This window comes from Streptomyces griseus, assembly GCF_900460065.1.
Classification (GTDB): domain Bacteria; phylum Actinomycetota; class Actinomycetes; order Streptomycetales; family Streptomycetaceae; genus Streptomyces; species Streptomyces griseus.
In genome coordinates, this window is sequence record NZ_UAVD01000029.1 from 319,904 (window position 1) to 337,944 (window position 18,041).

Genomic DNA, 18,041 nt, shown 5'->3' on the forward strand with positions numbered 1-18,041 from the left:
CCCCGTGCTGCGGCAGTCTTGAGCCATGCCCGAACTGCCCGAAGTCGAAGCCCTGCGGGTCTTCCTCGACGACCACCTGGTCGGCAAGGAGATCGCCCGCGTCCTCCCGCTGGCGATCAGCGTCCTGAAGACGTACGACCCGCCGCTGAGCGCCCTGGAGGGCACGACCGTCACCTCGGTCGCCCGCCACGGCAAGTTCCTCGACATCGAGGCGGGCGGGCTCCACCTGTGCACCCACCTCGCCCGGGCCGGCTGGCTGCGCTGGAAGGACTCCTTCCCGGCCGCCCCGCCCCGCCCCGGCAAGGGACCCCTCGCCCTGCGCCTGATCACCGTCGACGGCGACGGCTTCGACCTGACCGAGATGGGCACCAGGAAACGCCTCTCCGTCCACCTCGTCCACGACCCCGCGGACGTCCCCGGAATCGCCCGCCTCGGCCCGGACCCCCTCGCCGACGCCTTCGACCGCGACGCGTTCGCCGCGCTGCTCGCCGGGGAGCGCCGCCAGATCAAGGGAGCGCTGCGCGACCAGTCGCTCATCGCGGGCATCGGCAACGCCTACAGCGACGAGATCCTGCACGTCGCGAAGATGTCCCCGTTCAAACGGACCGCCGACCTCGACGAGGACGACGTCACCCGCCTGTACACCGCCCTGCGCAGCACGCTCCAGGACGCCGTGACCCGCTCCAGCGGGGTGGAGGCCGGAAAGCTCAAGGCCGAGAAGAAGACCGGGATGCGGGTCCACGGACGTACCGGAGAGGCCTGCCCGGTGTGCGGGGACACCATCCTGGAGGTCTCCTTCAGCGACTCCTCGCTCCAGTACTGCCCCACCTGCCAGACCGGCGGCAAGCCGCTGGCCGACCGGAGGCTCTCGAAGTTCCTGAAGTGACCACAGCCCCGCCACCCTCCCGCCGCTCGGCCCCGCTCGCGGGCACGGACCGACCCGGACGCGTGCCCGGAGGGCCGCCTGTACTGCGGTACGGAAACAAGCCACCTAACACGCGAGCCATCAGGCATCCGCACCCCCTAAACTCCGGCCTCATGCTGCGCGTACTCGCCGTCGACGACGAACAACCCGCCCTGGAGGAACTCCTCTACCTCCTGCGCGCCGACCCCCGTGTCCGCAGCGCCGAGGGCGCCACGGGTGCGACCGAGGCACTCCGCCGCATCGGCGGCGCGGTCGACGCCGGCCCCGACGACCCGTCCGCGATCGACGTCGTCTTCCTCGACATCCACATGGCCGGTCTCACCGGCCTCGACGTCGCCCAGCTCCTCGCCGGCTTCGCCGCGCCCCCGCTCATCGTCTTCGTCACCGCGCACGAGGGCTTCGCCGTCCACGCCTTCGACCTCAAGGCCGTCGACTACGTCCTGAAACCGGTCCGCCGCGAGCGCCTGGCCGAAGCCGTCCGACGGGTCGCCGAGCAGGTGGGGGACCGGTCCGCGCCCGTCCACGACAGCGCGGGCGACCAGATCCCGGTCGAGCTGGGCGGCGTCATCCGCTTCATCCCCATCGACGAGATCGCGTACGCCGAGGCGCAGGGCGACTACGCCCGCCTGCACACCGCCACCGGCAGCCACCTCGTCCGGATCCCGCTCACCACCCTGGAGGAGCGGTGGCGCTCCCGGGGCTTCGTGCGCATCCACCGCCGCCATCTGGTGGCCCTCGGCCGGATCGACGAACTGCGCCTGGACGCGGGCAGCATGAGCGTACGCATCGGGGAGGCGGAGCTGGCCGTCAGCCGCCGCCACACCCGCGCCCTGCGCGACCTCCTGATGCGCCAGGGCGGCCGCTGACCTGGGGAGTTCTTCGCCGAACCCTTCCCAGCACCGCCCGCCGACGCCTACACTCCGAGCCCATGTCCGCAGAGCCATCGCCCCGGCGCGAAGTGGTCACGGGGGAGCCGCGCCGGGTGCGCCCGCTGCCCCGCTACCGCACCCAGGCGGAGATCGACGAGCAGACCGCACTCGGCGGCGCCTACGTACGCTCGCTGATGCGCGGCCAACTGCGCGCCGGGCTCACCGTCTTCGGCGTCCTCGCCCTCGTCGCGGGCACCCTGCCGCTCCTGTTCGCCGCGCTGAACAGCTCCGCCCTCGTCTGGGCGGTGCTCGGCTTCGCGACCTACCCGCCGCTCACCCTGGCCGCCTGGTGGTACGTCCGCCGGGCCGAGCGCAACGAACGCGACTTCGCCCGGCTGGTGGAGGGCCGCCCCGCCCCGTGAGCACCCCCGACCACATGGCGTCCTGGGTGGCGGTCGCCCTCGTCGTCCTCGCCACCGTCCTCGTCGGCGGCTTCGGCCTGCGCATCTCCCGTACGACCTCCGACTTCTACGTCGCCTCGCGCACCGTGCGGCCCCGCCTCAACGCCGCCGCCATCAGCGGCGAATACCTCTCCGCGGCCTCCTTCCTCGGCGTCGCCGGGCTCGTCCTCGTCCACGGCCCCGACATGCTCTGGTACCCGGTCGGCTACACCGCCGGATACCTCGTGCTCCTGGTCTTCGTCGCCGCCCCGCTGCGCCGCTCCGGGGCGTACACGCTCCCCGACTTCGCCGAGGGCCGGCTCGAATCACGGCAGGTCCGCCGCCTGGTCAGCGCGCTCGTTGTCGGCGCGGGCTGGCTCTACCTCGTACCGCAGCTCCAAGGGGCCGGGCTGACGCTGAAGATCCTCACCGGCGCTCCGGGCTGGCTCGGCGACGTGCTCGTCGCCACGGTCGTCGCCGCCGCCGTCGCGGCGGGCGGCATGCGTTCCATCACCTTCGTCCAGGTCTTCCAGTACTGGCTCAAGCTCACCGCGCTCCTGGTCCCCGCCCTCTTCCTGGTCCTCGCCTGGCAGGGCGACGGCCGCCCCCGGGTCAGCTTCGACGACCAGTTCGCCGTCTTCCGCGCCGACCATCCGCTGTACGCCACCTACGGCCTGATCGTGGCCACCTTCCTCGGCACGATGGGCCTGCCCCACGTCGTCGTCCGCTTCTACACCAGCCCCAACGGCCGCGACGCCCGCCGCACCACCGTCGCCGTCCTCGCCCTGGTCGGCCTCTTCTATCTGCTGCCGCCGATCTACGGAGCGCTCGGCCGGCTCTACACGCCCGAACTGCGGTACGGGGGAGACGCCGACGCCGCCGTCCTGCTGCTGCCCGCCCGCGTCATCGGCGGACTCGGCGGCGACCTCCTCGGGGCGCTGATCGCCGGAGGGGCGTTCGCCGCGTTCCTCTCCACCGCCTCCGGGCTCACCATGGCCGTCGCCGGAGTCATCACCCAGGACGTCCTGCCCTCGCGCGGCGTCCGCCACTTCCGGCTCGCCACCGTGCTCGCCATCGCCGTACCGCTCGCCGGCTCCCTGCTGGTGAGCCGGGTGCCGGTGGCCGACGCGGTGGGCATGGCCTTCGCCGTCTCCGCCTCCTCCTTCTGCCCGCTGCTCATCCTCGGCATCTGGTGGCGGCGGCTCACCCCGCCCGGAGCCGTCGCGGGCCTCCTCCTGGGCGGCGGCTCCGCTCTCGTCGCGGTGGCCATCACGGTCAGCGGAGCCGTCCGCCCGCCGGGCTGGCCGCACGCCCTGCTCGCCTGGCCCGCCGTCTGGTCCGTCCCGGTGGGGTTCCTCGCGATGATCCTCGTCTCGCTCGCCACGCCGGGGCGGATACCCCCGGGCACCAATGCCGCCATGACCCGGTTCCACCTTCCCGAGGCACTCTCCTCGGCGCGCTCCGCCGCGGGGCGGGAGCGATGACCGGGGCCGCGCTCGCCGCCCTCGCCGTGCCGGCCGTGCTGCTGCTCGGCGCCGGGTATCTGGTGGGACGCCGCACCGCCCGGCCGCTGCGCCCCAGCGACGTCGGCACGCCGGTCGAGCACGCCACGTTCGAGACCCTGCACACCGCTTCGCTGGCCGCCCCGCCGCTGCGCGCCGGCCTCACCGAGGAGAGCGCCCGCCGGGCCGCCCGCCGGCTGCGTTCCCTGCTCGGCACCGACGCCCTCTGCCTCACCGACCGGGACCGGGTGCTGGTCTGGGACGGCGCCGGGCACCACCACGGCAAGGACGTCATGGAACACCTGAGGGTGCTCCTGGACAACGGCCGCGGTACCGCCTTCGACAGCGGCTGCGCCGATCTCGACTGCCCGCTCCGCTGGGCCGTCGCCGTTCCGCTCACCGTCGAGAACCGGGTGCTGGGCGCGCTGGTCGCCTATGCCCCGCGCGAGTCGGCCGTGCTGGCCCGGGCGGCGGGGGAGGTGGCCCGCTGGGTCTGCGTCCAGTTGGAGCTGGCCGAGCTGGACCGCTCCCGCACCCAGCTCATCGAGGCGGAGATCAAGGCCCTGCGGGCCCAGATCTCCCCGCACTTCATCTTCAACTCGCTGGCCGCCATCGCCTCGTTCGTCCGGACCGACCCGGAACAGGCCCGTGAACTGCTGCTGGAGTTCGCCGACTTCACCCGCTACTCGTTCCGCAAGCACGGGGAGTTCACCACGCTGGCCGACGAACTCCACTCCATCGACCAGTATCTGGCCCTCGTCCGGGCCCGTTTCGGCGAACGCCTCGCCGTGACCCTCCAGGTCGCCCCCGAGGTGCTGCCCGTCGCACTCCCGTTCCTGTGCCTCCAGCCGCTGGTGGAGAACGCCGTCAAACACGGTCTCGAAGGGGCGGTCACCCGCAGCCGCATCACCATCAGCGCCCTGGACGCCGGCTCGGAGGCCGAGGTGGTCATCGAGGACGACGGAACCGGCATGGACCCCGAACGGCTGCGGCAGATCCTGCGGGGGGAGGGCGGCGCCTCCACCGGCATCGGCCTGCTCAACGTGGACGAGCGGCTGCGGCAGGTCTACGGCGACGCCTACGGCCTGGTCATCGAGACCGGGATCGGAGCCGGCATGAAGATCACGCTGCGGCTGCCCAAGTACCGTGCCGGGGTGCACGGTTCCTGAGCGGGGTACTCAGCACAGGTGGACGGCCAGATGCCCCAGCGGCAGCCCCAGCTGCCAGGCGGGCGTCCAGACCCTGACCTCCTGATCGTCCGCGGCGTCCCACGGAGCGGGGCCGATCGCGTCGAGGTCCGCCGCGAGCAGCTCGGTCTCCTCCAGCCACCGCCAGGCCGCCCGCGCCAGCGCCAGATCGGGGTCGCCCGGCGCGGTGTTCCGTTCCGCCTCGGCCAGCCGCTCGCAGATCCAGGCGCGCCAGGTGCACTCGTACGCCGTGAGGATCCGCAGCTCGTCGACGCGCGGTCCCGGCAGGGCCCGCGAGGAGGGCGCGTCCCGGGGTACTCCGCACAGGAACATCGTCAGCGCGAGGGCGTCGCGCCCCGCCCGGAACTCCAGGGTCGTCGGTTCCATCAGATCGCCGGTCCGTAACAGGTCATCGGCGAGATACTCCGTGGACAACCAGTTCATCGGTACCTGGAGCCCGTTCCCTCCGGTCCCATCCGTATCCTCGGGACGCATCCCGTCTCGCCTCTTTCCTTGCTCGGTGCCGGGCTTCACGCAGCATTGAACCGGGGGCGGGTGCCCCGCGTGGGCAGAAGGGAGGATCGCCCAGGAGATGCGAGGCAGTGAATGAGTGTCGACCCCGGCGACGACCCGCACGTGCGCCTGCTGCTGGGCGCGTACGTCCTGGACGCCCTGGACGCGGAGGAGACCCGCGGGGTCGCCCGTCATCTCCGGGGCTGTGACGGCTGTGCGCGGGTCTACGTGGAGATGACCGAGGCCTCCGCCCTGCTGGCGCTGCTGCGGGCGGAGGACCTGCGGGAGTAGCCGGGCAGCGTCCGCGCGAGGACCCGCAGGGCGTAGTACGAGCGGGACTTGACGGTCCCCGCGGGGATGCCGAGCACCTGGGCCGTCTCGCCGACGCTCAGTCCCCGGAAGTAGATCTGCACCAGCACCGCGCGGTGCTCCGGGCTGAGGGTGCGGACCGCCTCACGGACGTCCAGGGCGCGGACGGCGCAGTCCGCGGTGTCCAGGGCGTCCGGGGTGCTCTCCAGCACCGTGTCGCTGACCTCGACGGGACGGGCCTGGCGGGAGCGCCGCGCGTCGATGGCGAGGCGGCGGCCCACGGTGAACAGCCACGGCCGCATCGAGGCGTAGGGCGCGTCGAAGGCCTCGGGGTGCTGCCAGGCGCGTACCAGGGTCTCCTGCACCAGGTCCTCGGCCCGCTGCCGGTCCCCGAAGGTCAGGCCGAGGAGGAAGTGGAACAGCGCGGGGCCGTGGTCCCGCTGCAATGCGGCGAGGGTCCGTTCGTCGGTCGTCGTGGTGGTCTTCATGAACGCCCTCTCCCGCCGCGGCCCCTGGCGGCCTCGTTGCCGACTTGGCGTATCCGAACGCATTCGGCGGCGTGGGAACAGGCGGTGCGCCGAGGCGTGCGACGAGCGGTCGCTCAGTGCGGCGAATGGTGCGGTGAACGGTCGAGGGGCCGTCGGGGTCGGGCGGTACGACCAGTTCAGCTAGGTATGCGGCAATGCTCCTTGCCTCTACGGTATGACGATCTATGTAGTCGGATAGTCATATTCATCCGAACATGGAGTCGAGCAGATGACGCTGCGCATCCGACCGGGCACCGCGACCGCCATCGCCCTCCTGCTCGCCGCTGCCACCGGCTGCACCGGGCAGCAGCCCGCCGCCCCCGACCCGACCGGGCCGCCCGGGGCGGCCCGGGGCGCCGGCGGCCAGGACGCCGCGGGGCCCCGCCCGTTCACGCTCCTCGCCGCGGGCGACATCCTGCCGCACTCCTCCGTGATCGACCGGGCCGCTGTCGACGCGGGCGGCGCGGGCTACGACTTCGCCCCGATGCTGGCGGGCGTCGCCCCGGTCGTCTCCGCCGCGGACCTGGCGTTCTGCCACATGGAGACGGTGTACGGCGAGGAGGGCGGCCCCTACACCGGCTACCCCAGCTTCAAGTCGCCCCCGGAGGTCGCCGCGGCCCTGCGCACCACCGGGTACGACTCCTGCTCCACCGCCTCCAACCACACCCTCGACGACGGGGCCGAGGGGGTCTCGCGCACCCTCGCCGCGCTGGACGCGGCGGGCATCCGGCACGCCGGCTCCGCCCGTACCGCGGCCGAGGCCGCCCGGCCCACGATCCTGCCCGCCGGGCCGGGCGAGAACGCGGCCAGGGTCGCCCACCTCGCGTACACCTACGGCACCAACGACATCCCGGTCCCCGCCGACCGGCCCTGGACGGTCAACGTCACCGACGAGCGGAAGATCGTCGAGGAGGCGAGGGCGGCCCGGCGGGCCGGCGCCGACGTCGTCGTCCTCTCCGTCCACTGGGGCACCGAATGGCAGGACGAGCCCGACGCGACCCAACGGGACCTGGCCCAGCGGCTCACCGCGTCCGCCTACGGGGGCCGCCCCGACATCGACCTGATCATCGGCACCCACGCGCATGTGCCGCAGGCGTACGAGAAGGTCAACGGCACCTGGGTCGTCTACGGGATGGGCGACCAGATCGCCGGAGCGATGATCAACTACGAGGGCGTCCAGGACCCGCGCGGCAACCAGGGTTCGATGGGACGCTTCACCTTCGCGCCGCCCGCGAAGCCGGGGGAGCGCTGGACGGTGAAGAAGGCGGAGTTCGTCCCGCAGTGGTACGACACCGACACCGGACGCACCGTCAACCTCAACGCCTCCCCGGGCGACGGGGACGAGCGCCTCCGCGAGATCCGCGACCGTATCCGTACGGTGGTCCTCGGGAGGGGAGCGGAGGGCGACGGGCTCCTCATGGGCCGGTGAGCTGTCCTCACGGCACCACGGTGACCGGCCAGCGCCCCGCCTTCACCAGACGCACGGCCACCGAACCGACGAAGCGGTGCCCGGCCGACTCCGACGCCCCGACCACCACCGCGTCCGCCTTCAGTTCGTCGGCCGCCGTCACCAGCCCGTTGTACGGATCGCCCCGGAAGGTGTGGAACTCCCAGCGCATGTCCCACGCGTCACTGAAGCGCTCGGTCGCCGCGCGGATCTCGGAGACCAGGTCCTCCGCCACCTCGACCGTGGCGTCGCTCACCGGCACGCCCAGCGCCGCGCCCGCCGTCATGACGGGCTGGACGTACACCAGGGCCAGCATGGCGTTCTGCCGACGGGCCAGCCCGGCGGCGTAGGCCGCCGCGCGCATCGACGAATCGGAGCCGTCGAGCCCCGCGACGATCACCTTGGGGCCGTCCGTACCGCGCTCGAACCGATGAGGCTGCTGCTCTGTCACGGCTCCGAGGCTATCGGCTCGTCCCGGACGGGAGGCCACGGGCCGCCGACCGGCTCGCATGGAGATGAACATACTGCTTCGATCGTGTACAAAACGGGCATCGATCGGTGTCGGCGGCGGAGGCGGACGCCCGCTCGTGCGAGCAGTTGGCCATGAGAAGTGATCACACCGGACACGAGCGCCGCACCCTGCTGAGGGTCGCCCTCGGCCTCGGGGCCGCCACCGCCGTGCACCTGATCGCCGCCGATCCGGCCTCCGCGCCCGGCCGCCCCGCACCCGCCGCGGACACGCCGCCCGCCGCGGCCGCCGGGCCTCCGGGAAACGTCCGGGGCCGGTCCTCCCCGTACCGGCTCGAACCCATGACGGCCGACCATCCGCCCCGGTTCGGGCCGGCCCGGCCGCCGGTGCGCGTCCGGCCCATCGAGCACCTCCCCGAGATCGGCCACTCGATGGTCCTGAGCTTCGACGACGGGCCCGACCCGCTCCACACCCCGGACATCCTGGCCGTCCTGCGCGAGCACCGGGTCCGCGCGATGTTCTTCGTCTGCGGGGAGATGGCCGACAGCAACCCCGACCTGCTGCGCGAGATGGCCGACGACGGGCATGTGGTGGGCAACCACTCCTGGTCGCACCCGCTGATCCCGAAGCTCTCCCGCCCGGCGATCCGCGACGAACTGGGACGCACCAGCGAGGTGGTGGACCGGGCGCTCGGCTCCCCGCCGCTCTGGTACCGCGCCCCCTACGGCGCCTGGAACCGCAACTCCTTCGAGATCGGCGCCGAGTTGGGCATGGAGCCCATGGCCTGGACCGTGGACACGCTCGACTGGAAGACGCCGGGCACCGGCACCATCGTCCGCCGGGTGCTGGACGGAGCGGCGCCCGGTGTCGTCGTCCTCTCGCACGACGCGGGCGGCGACCGCTCGCAGAGCGTCGCCGCGCTGCGCCGCTATCTCCCCCGACTGCTGGACTCCGGCTACCGCATCACGGTGCCGCGCCGTCTCTGAGCCGAGAACGGTGTCCGCGCACGACAGCGCCCCCGGTCTCCTCGCACGAGGCGACCGGGGGCCGTGGCCGCGTGGGGGGAGGGGAGTCGTCAGCGGGTGTCGACGAGCCGGGCGAAGACCACCACGTTGCCGTCGTAGCCGCCCGCCTTGGAGTAGCCCCCGCCGCAGGTGATGACCCGCAGCTCGGCGTGGCCGGTGTCGCCGTAGACCCGGGGGCCGGGGAAGTCGTTCTTGGAGAAGACCTCCACCCCGTACACCTCGAAGATCCCGACCCGGCCGTCGTAGCGGTCCACCTCGACGCGGTGCCCCTTCTGGAGCGAGCCGAGGCCGTAGAAGACCGCGGGCCCGGAGTTGTTGTCGACGTGGCCGACGACCACGGCGGTGCCGCGCTGGCCGGGGGCGATGCCGTTCTGGTACCAGCCGGCGAGGTTGGGGTCCTCGGCGGGCGGGGCGTCGATCCACCCGTTGGCGTCCAGGTTGACGTCGATGATCGGGGCGTCGACGTCGATGGACGGGACCTTCACCCGGGAGGCCGGGGCGTACGGCAGCGGCTGCACCGGTTCGCCCTCCACCGGCGGCCCCGCGGTGTCCTTGCCCAGGTCCAGCGAGGCGGCTGCCGCGGGCTGCGGGGGACCCGACTCCCCGAACTCCGTGCCGTTGCGCATGAGGGCGAGGCCGCTGAGCAGCACCAGGGCGATCGCACCCCATGGCACACGTCTGGTCCGCTCGGCGCCAGCGTAGTCCCGGCCCATGGTTCTCCCTTCGTCGCGACGCTGTGAACGCTAAGGGCGCGGGGTCCGGGCGGCGATCAGGGCGGGGCGAACGGGTGGCGGCGGGGGCGGGCGCCTGCCGGGCGTCCACCGGGTGCCTGCCCATCGGAGTAATGAGCGGATAAAAGTTCTGACGGTCCGTGACCTGCGGCTCCGTCAGGTTCGGGGGTTTTCGTACGGCGTGTCGCGACGAGCGCGACTACTACCTGGAGCGGATCTACCCCGCCTTCGGGAACCTGGTGCCCCGCGACATCGCCTCCCGCGCCGCCAAGAACGTCTGCGACGAGGGACGCGGCGTCGGCCCCGGCGGCCAGGGGGTCTACCTGGACTTCGCCGAGGCCATCCAGCGCATGGGCCGCAAAGCCGTCGAGGCCAAGTACGGCAACCTCTTCGACATGTACCAGCGGATCACCGACGAGGACCCCTACACGGTCCCCATGCGGATCTACCCCGCCGTGCACTACACGATGGGCGGCCTCTGGGTCGACTACGACCTCCAGACCACCATCCCCGGCCTCTTCGCCATCGGCGAGGCCAACTTCTCCGACCACGGGGCCAACCGCCTCGGCGCCTCCGCCCTGATGCAGGGCCTCGCCGACGGCTACTTCGTCCTGCCCTCCACCATCAACGACTACCTCGCCCGCAACCCGCACACCGACACCGTGGACGCGGCGCACCCCGCCGTCGCGGAAGCCGTGGCGGAGACCGAGGACCGCATCAACCTGCTGCTCTCCGTCGACGGCGACCGCACCCCCGACTCCTTCCACCGCGAGATCGGCGAACTCATGTGGGAGTACTGCGGGATGGCCCGCACCGACGACGGTCTGCGCAAGGCGCTCGCCAGGATCCCGGAGATCCGCGAGGAGTTCTGGCGCCGCATCAAGGTCCCCGGCACCGGCGAACAGTTCAACCAGTCGCTGGAGAAGGCGAACCGCATCGTCGACTACCTGGAGCTCGCCGAGCTCATGTGCCTCGACGCCCTGCACCGGGCCGAGTCCTGCGGCGGCCACTTCCGCGAGGAGTCCCAGACCCCGGACGGCGAGGCCGAACGGCGCGACGAGGAGTTCTCCTACGCCGCCGCCTGGGAGTTCACCGCCACCGGCGGCGCCCCCGTCCTGCACAAGGAAGACCTCGTCTTCGAGTACGTCCACCCCACCCAGCGGAGCTACGCATGAAGCTCACCCTGCGCGTCTGGCGCCAGCAGAACCCCGAGACGCCCGGCGCCATGGCCACCTACGAAGTCGACAACATCTCCGCCGACATGTCGTTCCTGGAGATGCTCGACACCCTCAACGAGGAACTCACCCTCGCCGGGGACGAGCCCGTCGCCTTCGACCACGACTGCCGCGAGGGCATCTGCGGCGCGTGCAGCCTCGTCATCAACGGCGACGCCCACGGCCCCGAGCGCACCACCACCTGCCAGCTCCACATGCGCTCCTTCGCCGACGGCGACACGATCGACATCGAGCCCTGGCGGGCCTCCGCCTTCCCGGTCATCAAGGACCTGGTCGTGGACCGCTCCTCGTTCGACCGCATCATCCAGTCCGGCGGCTACATCTCCGCCCCCACCGGCACCGCCCCGGACGCCCACGCCACCCCGGTGCCCAAGCCGGACGCCGACTTCGCCTTCGAGCACGCCGAGTGCATCGGCTGCGGAGCCTGCGTCGCCGCCTGCCCCAACGGCTCGGCGATGCTGTTCACCTCGGCGAAGGTCAACCACCTCAACGTCCTGCCGCAGGGCGCGCCGGAACGCGAGACCCGCGTCCTGGACATGGTGGCCCAGATGGACGAGGAGGGCTTTGGCGGCTGCACCCTGACCGGCGAGTGCGCCACGGCCTGCCCCAAGGGCATTCCGCTGCCCTCGATCGCCGCGATGAACAAGGAGTGGCTGCGGGCGACCCGCAAAGTCCGCCGCTGACACGGGCCCGATCATCCCGTACGGTTCCGATCGCGTCGGACCGTACGGGATCATCCGCGCACGGTCAGTGCCGCAGCGCCTTCGCCAGATACGGCGCCGTACGGCTCCCGGCCTCGCGCGCCACCTCCGCCGGCGTCCCGGCCGCCACGATCCGGCCGCCCCGGTCCCCGCCCTCCGGGCCCAGGTCGATGACGTGGTCCGCGCCCGCCACCACGGCCATGTCGTGCTCCACGACCACCACCGTGCCGCCGGCGTCGACCAGGGAGTGCAACTGCCGCATCAGCACCTCCACATCGGCCGGATGCAGCCCCGTCGTCGGCTCGTCCAGCAGATACAGCGTGTGTCCGCGCCGGGTGCGCTGGAGCTCCGCCGCCAGCTTGATGCGCTGCGCCTCACCGCCGGACAGCTCCGTGGCGGGCTGACCGAGCCGCAGATAGCCGAGCCCCACGTCCAGCAGGGTGGTCAGCGCCCGCTCGGCGGCCGGCGTCCCGGCGAAGAAGGAGGCCGCCGACTCCACGGTCAGCTCCAGGACCTGAGCGATCGTCAGCCCGTTCAGCGTGACGTCCAGGGTCCGGGGGTTGTACCGGGCGCCGTGGCAGTCCGGACAGGGCGCGTAGGTGCTCGGCAGGAACAGCAGCTCCACCGAGACGAACCCCTCGCCCTGGCAGGTCTCGCACCGCCCACCGCTCACGTTGAACGAGAACCGCCCCGCCGTGTACCCCCGCTCCCGCGCCGCGTCCGTCCCCGCGAACAGCTTCCGCACGGCGTCGAACAGACCCGTGTACGTGGCCAGATTGGACCGGGGCGTACGGCCGATGGGCTTCTGGTCGACCTGGACGAGCCGGTCCACCGCCTCGAGACCGGTGACGGAAGCGCAGAACCGCTCGCCCGCCCCGGTCGCCTCCTCACCCGCCTGCCGGTCCGCCAGCACTCCGGCGAGCACCTGGCCGACCAAGGTCGACTTGCCCGATCCGGACACCCCGGTCACCGCGGTGAACACCCCGAGCGGGAACGCCGCGTCGGCCCCCCGCACATTGTGCCGCTCGACGCCGGAGAGCCGGATCCACCCGGTCGGCACCCGTGGCTCCCGCACGGGCGCGGGCCCCTCCTCGAACAGGAACCGCCGCGTCGCCGACTCCGGCACCCGGGCGAGCCCCTCGGGCGGCCCGCTGTGCAGCACCCGCCCGCCGTGCTCGCCGGCCAGCGGACCCACGTCCACCAGCCAGTCCGCCCGCCGCACCACATCCATCTGGTGCTCCACCACGAAGACCGAGTTCCCGGCTTCCTTCAGGCGGCCCAGCACCCCGAGCAGCGCCTCGGTGTCCGCCGGGTGCAGCCCGGCCGACGGCTCGTCCAGGACGTACACGACACCGAAGAGTCCCGACCGCAACTGCGTTGCCAGCCGCAGCCGTTGCAGCTCGCCGGAGGACAGCGTCGGAGCGGTCCGGTCCAGGCTCAGATAGCCGAGACCCAGCTCCGTCACCGTCCCGATCCGCGCCAGCAGATCGGCCGTCAGCACCCGGGCCGTCTCCTCGCCGCCCGCCCCCGCACCGGACAGCACCTCGGCCAGCGCGGACAGCGGGAGCCCGGCCAGCTCCGCGATGGTCCGCCCCGCGAAGGTCACCGCCATCGCCTCCGGCCGCAGCCGGCTCCCGCCGCACACCGGACACGGGGCGCTGGTCAGGAAGCGCTCCGCCTTCGCCCGCAGGGCCCGGCTCCTGGTGTCGGCGAAGGTGTGCAGCACATAGCGCCGCGCGCTCATGTACGTGCCCTGGTACGGGCGTTGGATCCGGCCCGCGTCCCGCACCGGATGGACCGTCACCACCGGCTGCTCGTCGGTGAACAGGATCCACTCGCGGTCCTTCGGATCCAGCTCCCGCCACGGCCGGTCGACGTCGTGGCCCAGGGCGTCCAGCACGTCCCGCAGGTTCTTCCCCTGCCACGCCCCCGGCCACGCGGCGATCGCGCCCTCCCGGATCGACAGCGAGGGGTCCGGGACGAGCAGCGCCTCGTCCGTCCGGTGGATCCGCCCCAGCCCGTGGCACTCCGGGCACGCCCCGACGGCGGTGTTGGGGGAGAAGGAGTCGGAGTCCAGTCGCTCGGCCCCCGGCGGATAGTCGCCCGCACGGGAGAAGAGCAGGCGCAGCGAGTTGGAGAGCGTCGTCACCGTGCCGACGGAGGACCGGGCCCCCGGGGCGGACCGCCGCTGCTCCAGCGAGACGGCGGGGGGCAGCCCGGTGATCTCCCCGACGGCGGGCGCGCCCACCTGATGGATCAGCCGCCGGGCGTAGGGGGCCACGGACTCGAAGTAGCGGCGCTGGGCCTCCGCGTAGATGGTCCCGAAGGCGAGCGAGGACTTCCCGGACCCGGACACGCCCGTGAACACGGTCAGGGTGTCGCGCGGGATGTCGACCCGGACGTTCTTGAGGTTGTGCTCGCGGGCGCCGCGCACGCGGACGTACGGATCGTGGGGGGAGTGCATGGGCTCGGCTCCGTACGGGTGGGTTCTGACGCCTGACGGGACAAACAGTCCGATTCTAGGCGTCGGGGCCGGCGGCGGGCCTCCGGGATCCGGCGTCGGGCACCCGCTTCCGGCGGTGCGCCTCACGGTGCGCGGGCGCGGGTGGTGGTGAGGACCGTCCGGGAGTCCGTCGCTCAAGCGTGCGTCGTCGCGGAGCGCCTCACGCTTCCCGGCCTCGCCGGTCCCTCGTGGTGTGGTCCGGCGGCTGTCGGACGTCGAGGCTCCGCACCGGTCCGTCGTCCCGGTCCCGCTCCGGGGGCCGGACGATCCGGGAGAGCCGCCGCAGCGAGTCCACCAGCCCCTCCCGGTCGTACGTACTGGTCGTGACGAGCACCTCGTCCGCCCCGGTCTCCCGGATCGCCCGCTCCAGCTGACCGGCCACCTGGTCCTCGGTGCCGTGGACATGGCCGGTGAGCCCCTGCTCGTACAGTCCGCGCTCCTTCGCCGTCATGGCCAGGGCCTCGACGCGCTCGGCCGGCGCCAGCGGCGGAAAGTCCCCGCGCGTGCGGGCCTGGGCCATGGCCCAGGCCTCCGGCACGAGCAGCCGGCGGGCCGCCTCCTCGGTGCCGGCGACGGCCACCGTGCCCGCGACGATCACCTCCGGCCGCTCGGCGCGGGCCGAGGGGCGGAAGTCGCGGCGGTACACGTCGATGGCGCGCAGCACCTTCTCCCGCCCGCGCAGGTCACCGATGACGAGGGGGAGCCCGGCGGCCGCGGCGACCGACGCGCCCTCCCCGATCGCGAGGACGTACGCGGGGATGCGCAGGCCCTCCGCCGGGCGGGCCCGCACCCCGGGGTGGACCTGCTGGGTGCCGTCGATCCAGCCGAGCAGTTCGGCGAGCCGGCCGGGGAAGTCCTCGGCGTCCTCCTTGCCGTGGCCGAGCGCCCGGCGTACGCCGTCGGTGAACCCCACGGAGCGGCCGAGCCCCATGTCGATCCGGCCGGGAAAGAGCGACGCGAGCACGCCGAACTGCTCGGCGACGACCAGCGGCCGGTGGTTGGGCAGCATCACCCCGCCGGTGCCGACCCGGATGGTGGAGGTCGCCGCGGCGACGGCGGCGGCCAGCACCGTCGGCGCGGAACCCGCGACCCCCGGCACGCCGTGGTGCTCGGAGACCCAGAAGCGGTGGAAGCCGAGCGCCTCCGCCTCCCGGGCCAGGTCGACGGTGTCGCGCAGCGCCCGGGCGGCGTCGTGCCCCTCCCGGGTGCGGGAGCGGTCCAGGACGGAGAAGCGGGTCGAGGCGATCACAGAGCTCACGCTCTCTTCAACACCGTCGTCCTCCCAGGATTCCCCCATCGGCCCGGCTTCCCGCGCGCACGCCGCGCCCCCCGGGGATTCCCGCGCGACGGCCCGGCGCCGCGAGCGCCGGGGTTTCCTAAGCTGGGGGAGTGGACACCGACGCACGGCCGCTGGCCGTATTCGACCTGGACGGCACGCTCGCGGACACCGCCCACCGGCAGCACTTCCTGGAAGGCCCGAAGCGCGACTGGTCCGGCTTCTTCGCCGCTGCCGTGGACGACCCGCCGCTCGCGGAGGGCGTCCGGATGGTGCTGGCGAGCGCCGAGGAGTGCCGAATCGTCTATCTGACCGGACGCCCCGAGCGCTGCCGTCGCGACACCGTGGCCTGGCTGAGCCGTCAGGGGCTGCCGGAGGGCACGCTGTTCATGCGGCGCAACGACGACCGGCGCCCCGCGCGCCGGACGAAGCTCGACGTCCTTCGGCAGTTGGGGCGCAAGGAGCGGGTGCGCATGCTCGTGGACGACGACGAACTGGTCTGCGACGCGGCCCAGGTGGCCGGATTTCCTGTGGTGCGTGCTCTCTGGGCCGACCCGTCGGCGGCGCTGAAGGATGCCCAGGAACGCGAGGGGCGGACCTGATCAGGCGCTTTCGTCAAGCCGGAAGCCCACCTTGAGGCCGACTTGGTAGTGCGCGATTCGGCCATCTTCGATATGGCCTCGAACTTGATTAATCTCGAACCAATCGAGATTGTGCAACGTTTCCGCCGCTCTTGCTACGCCGTTCCGGATCGCCGCGTCGATGCCCTCCTCGGAGGTTCCTACGATCTCGGTGACCCGATAGGTGTGATTCGCCATTGTTTGTCTCCTCTCCTGTGACCACGTTGCATCAATCCGGGGTCTCCCGCGAGGGGGAGGATGAGGCGAATCGGTGCGGGTGTCCGTCTTGACCTTATGAATGGTCCATACCAAAATTCAGCCAACCACCCGTGCGAGCGCCGCCCGCAATCCCCCCACACCGGGTCCCGATTTCGTTGTGTCGTTTGCAGAAGGTGACCACGTGAAGAACCGCATTCTGGCCGGAGCCATCGCGCTTGTCTCGTCCGTCGCACTCGGCGGATGCGGCTTCATACCCGGCTCGGGCAGCGGTGACCGCACGGTGACGGTCTGGCTGATGAAGGACAGCGTCTCGCCCGGCTTCCTGGACAAGTTCACCCGCTCGTACGAGGAGGAGAACCCCTCCATCCAGCTGGACTTCAAGATCCAGGAGTGGAGTGGCATCGGCCCCAAGGTTCTCTCGGCGCTGGAGGGCGACGACGCCCCTGACGTGATCGAGGTCGGGAACACCCAGGTCGCGCAGTACGCGGAGAGCGGCGGCCTGCGCGATCTGACCCTCGAATCGATGCGCGACCTGGGCAGCGAGGACTGGCTGCCCGGCCTGGCCCAGCCGGGCAGCATCAACGGCGTGCAGTACGGCATCCCGTGGTACGCGGCCAACCGGGTGGTGATCTACAACAAGGAGATCTTCGAGGGGGCGGGTATCGACACCCTCCCGAAGACGCGCGACGAGTGGATCGCCGTCACCGAGAAGCTCAACAAGGCCGGCAACCAGGGCATCTACCTGGCGGGTCAGAACTGGTACGTGCTCGCCGGCTTCATCTGGGACGAGGGCGGGGAACTCGCCGACGAGAACGGCGGCGACTGGCAGGGCGCCCTGGACACCCCGGAGGCCCTCGCGGGCATGGAGTTCTACCAGGAACTCCAGGCGCTCGGCGACGGACCCACGGACGCCGACGAGGAGAAGCCCCCGCAGACCGACGTCTTCGCCAAGGGCGATGTCGCGCAGATCATCTCGACCCCGGGCAGCGCCGCGCTCATCGAGCAGAAGAACCCCGAACTCAAGGGAAGGCTGGGCTACTTCCCCATCCCCGGCAAGTCCTCGAAGGCCCCGGGCTCGGTATTCACCGGCGGCTCCGACCTCATCGTCCCGAAGAAGGCCGACGAGCGCACCGCCGGGATCGCCGTCGTCAAGGCGCTGGCGAGCGAGAAGTGGCAGACGGAGCTCGCCCGGGGCATGAGCTACGTTCCCAACAAGCCGAGTCTCGCCCATGTCATCGAGGGCGAAGAGGGCACCGCGGCGATGGCCGAGGGCGCCACCCGCGGCCGTGCCACCCCCAACTCGCCCCAGTGGGCCAGGGTCGAGGCGGAGAACCCGATCAAGCCGTACATGACGGCCGTGCTCGAGGGCGGCGACCCGGCCCGCGAGGCCAAGGCCGCCTCCGAGCGCATCACCGCGTTGCTCGCCGGCAGCGGCTGATCCCCGGGCGGCTTCCCCGCGACACGGCTTCCCCGGGGCGGCGCGTTCCCGGGGCGGCGTGCTCCGGGAAGCCGGGCCCCTGGGGATTCAGCCGTCGCACATCCC

The 18,041-nt window shown here is 72.3% G+C and carries 18 protein-coding genes and 1 pseudogene; 12 read left to right on the plus strand and 7 right to left on the minus strand.

Translation table 11 applies throughout. The features are described from left to right. Positions 1-25 precede the first annotated feature (25 nt). From DTB53_RS21295 to DTB53_RS21315, 5 genes are all read left to right on the plus strand, one after another. Complete coding sequence (locus DTB53_RS21295; protein ID WP_012378014.1) at positions 26-886, plus strand: Fpg/Nei family DNA glycosylase; 861 nt, start codon at positions 26-28, stop codon at positions 884-886. Positions 887-1,038: 152 nt separating this feature from the next. Beyond that, positions 1,039-1,791, plus strand: a complete 753-nt coding sequence (locus DTB53_RS21300) for a LytR/AlgR family response regulator transcription factor (protein ID WP_003964604.1) — start codon at positions 1,039-1,041, stop codon at positions 1,789-1,791. Positions 1,792-1,853: 62 nt separating this feature from the next. Continuing rightward, positions 1,854-2,216, plus strand: a complete 363-nt coding sequence (locus DTB53_RS21305) for a hypothetical protein (protein ID WP_003964603.1) — start codon at positions 1,854-1,856, stop codon at positions 2,214-2,216. Next, positions 2,213-3,718, plus strand: coding sequence for a sodium/solute symporter (locus DTB53_RS21310; RefSeq protein WP_003964602.1), 1,506 nt, complete (start codon positions 2,213-2,215; stop codon positions 3,716-3,718). The genes DTB53_RS21305 and DTB53_RS21310 overlap by 4 nt, the downstream gene beginning before the upstream one ends. Then, positions 3,715-4,905 (plus strand): sensor histidine kinase, encoded by a 1,191-nt coding sequence (locus DTB53_RS21315; protein ID WP_003964601.1) that lies wholly within the window; start codon positions 3,715-3,717, stop codon positions 4,903-4,905. The genes DTB53_RS21310 and DTB53_RS21315 overlap by 4 nt, the downstream gene beginning before the upstream one ends. Positions 4,906-4,914: 9 nt before the next feature. Here the strand turns inward: DTB53_RS21315 and DTB53_RS21320 are convergent, their stop codons facing one another. Next, a complete protein-coding gene (locus tag DTB53_RS21320) occupies positions 4,915-5,418 on the minus strand; it encodes a hypothetical protein (protein ID WP_012378013.1) in 504 nt (167 codons plus the stop codon). Positions 5,419-5,529: 111 nt separating this feature from the next. On the opposite strand from DTB53_RS21320, the gene DTB53_RS21325 reads away from it, so the two are divergent. Beyond that, the gene (locus DTB53_RS21325; protein ID WP_003964599.1) at positions 5,530-5,727 is read left to right on the plus strand and encodes a zf-HC2 domain-containing protein; all 198 of its coding nucleotides are present in this window, start codon (positions 5,530-5,532) and stop codon (positions 5,725-5,727) included. Here DTB53_RS21325 and DTB53_RS21330 read toward each other — a convergent pair. Beyond that, the gene (locus tag DTB53_RS21330) at positions 5,661-6,233 is read right to left on the minus strand and encodes a sigma-70 family RNA polymerase sigma factor (protein ID WP_003964598.1); all 573 of its coding nucleotides are present in this window, start codon (positions 6,231-6,233) and stop codon (positions 5,661-5,663) included. The genes DTB53_RS21325 and DTB53_RS21330 overlap by 67 nt on opposite strands. Before the next feature lie 268 nt (positions 6,234-6,501). Between DTB53_RS21330 and DTB53_RS21335 the strand changes: the two genes are divergently transcribed. Further along, the gene (locus DTB53_RS21335; RefSeq protein WP_012378011.1) at positions 6,502-7,701 is read left to right on the plus strand and encodes a CapA family protein; all 1,200 of its coding nucleotides are present in this window, start codon (positions 6,502-6,504) and stop codon (positions 7,699-7,701) included. A gap of 7 nt (positions 7,702-7,708) precedes the next feature. Here the strand turns inward: DTB53_RS21335 and DTB53_RS21340 are convergent, their stop codons facing one another. After that, the gene (locus DTB53_RS21340) at positions 7,709-8,170 is read right to left on the minus strand and encodes a universal stress protein (RefSeq protein ID WP_012378010.1); all 462 of its coding nucleotides are present in this window, start codon (positions 8,168-8,170) and stop codon (positions 7,709-7,711) included. A 152-nt stretch (positions 8,171-8,322) separates the two neighbouring features. Between DTB53_RS21340 and DTB53_RS21345 the strand changes: the two genes are divergently transcribed. Beyond that, the gene (locus DTB53_RS21345) at positions 8,323-9,174 is read left to right on the plus strand and encodes a polysaccharide deacetylase family protein (RefSeq protein WP_012378009.1); all 852 of its coding nucleotides are present in this window, start codon (positions 8,323-8,325) and stop codon (positions 9,172-9,174) included. A gap of 89 nt (positions 9,175-9,263) precedes the next feature. Here the strand turns inward: DTB53_RS21345 and DTB53_RS21350 are convergent, their stop codons facing one another. After that, positions 9,264-9,926 carry a class F sortase gene (locus tag DTB53_RS21350; protein WP_012378008.1) on the minus strand — a complete coding sequence of 221 codons (663 nt, stop codon included), beginning with the start codon at positions 9,924-9,926 and terminating at the stop codon, positions 9,264-9,266. 206 nt (positions 9,927-10,132) lie between these two features. Here DTB53_RS21350 and sdhA point away from each other — a divergent pair. Then, positions 10,133-11,119: pseudogene (gene sdhA / locus DTB53_RS21355) on the plus strand (succinate dehydrogenase (quinone) flavoprotein subunit); the annotation flags it as partial. Then, on the plus strand, positions 11,116-11,862 hold the full coding sequence (locus DTB53_RS21360; RefSeq protein ID WP_003964584.1) for a succinate dehydrogenase/fumarate reductase iron-sulfur subunit: 747 nt from the start codon (positions 11,116-11,118) through the stop codon (positions 11,860-11,862). The pseudogene sdhA and the gene DTB53_RS21360, both read left to right, overlap by 4 nt. A gap of 64 nt (positions 11,863-11,926) precedes the next feature. Here DTB53_RS21360 and uvrA read toward each other — a convergent pair whose 3' ends face one another. Further along, positions 11,927-14,344: an excinuclease ABC subunit UvrA gene (gene uvrA / locus DTB53_RS21365; RefSeq protein ID WP_012378002.1), complete on the minus strand. Its 2,418-nt coding sequence runs from the start codon at positions 14,342-14,344 to the stop codon at positions 11,927-11,929. A 199-nt stretch (positions 14,345-14,543) separates the two neighbouring features. Next, on the minus strand, positions 14,544-15,680 hold the full coding sequence (locus tag DTB53_RS21370) for an LLM class flavin-dependent oxidoreductase (protein ID WP_172595279.1): 1,137 nt from the start codon (positions 15,678-15,680) through the stop codon (positions 14,544-14,546). Positions 15,681-15,772: 92 nt separating this feature from the next. Between DTB53_RS21370 and DTB53_RS21375 the strand changes: the two genes are divergently transcribed. Further along, complete coding sequence (locus DTB53_RS21375; RefSeq protein ID WP_012378000.1) at positions 15,773-16,261, plus strand: phosphatase domain-containing protein; 489 nt, start codon at positions 15,773-15,775, stop codon at positions 16,259-16,261. On the opposite strand, the gene DTB53_RS21380 is transcribed toward DTB53_RS21375, so the two are convergent. Further along, positions 16,262-16,477: a dodecin gene (locus DTB53_RS21380; RefSeq protein WP_003964580.1), complete on the minus strand. Its 216-nt coding sequence runs from the start codon at positions 16,475-16,477 to the stop codon at positions 16,262-16,264. It lies immediately after the preceding gene. A gap of 202 nt (positions 16,478-16,679) precedes the next feature. Here DTB53_RS21380 and DTB53_RS21385 point away from each other — a divergent pair, with 202 nt between their 5' ends. Beyond that, positions 16,680-17,936, plus strand: a complete 1,257-nt coding sequence (locus tag DTB53_RS21385; protein WP_012377999.1) for an extracellular solute-binding protein — start codon at positions 16,680-16,682, stop codon at positions 17,934-17,936. Positions 17,937-18,041 lie beyond the last annotated feature (105 nt).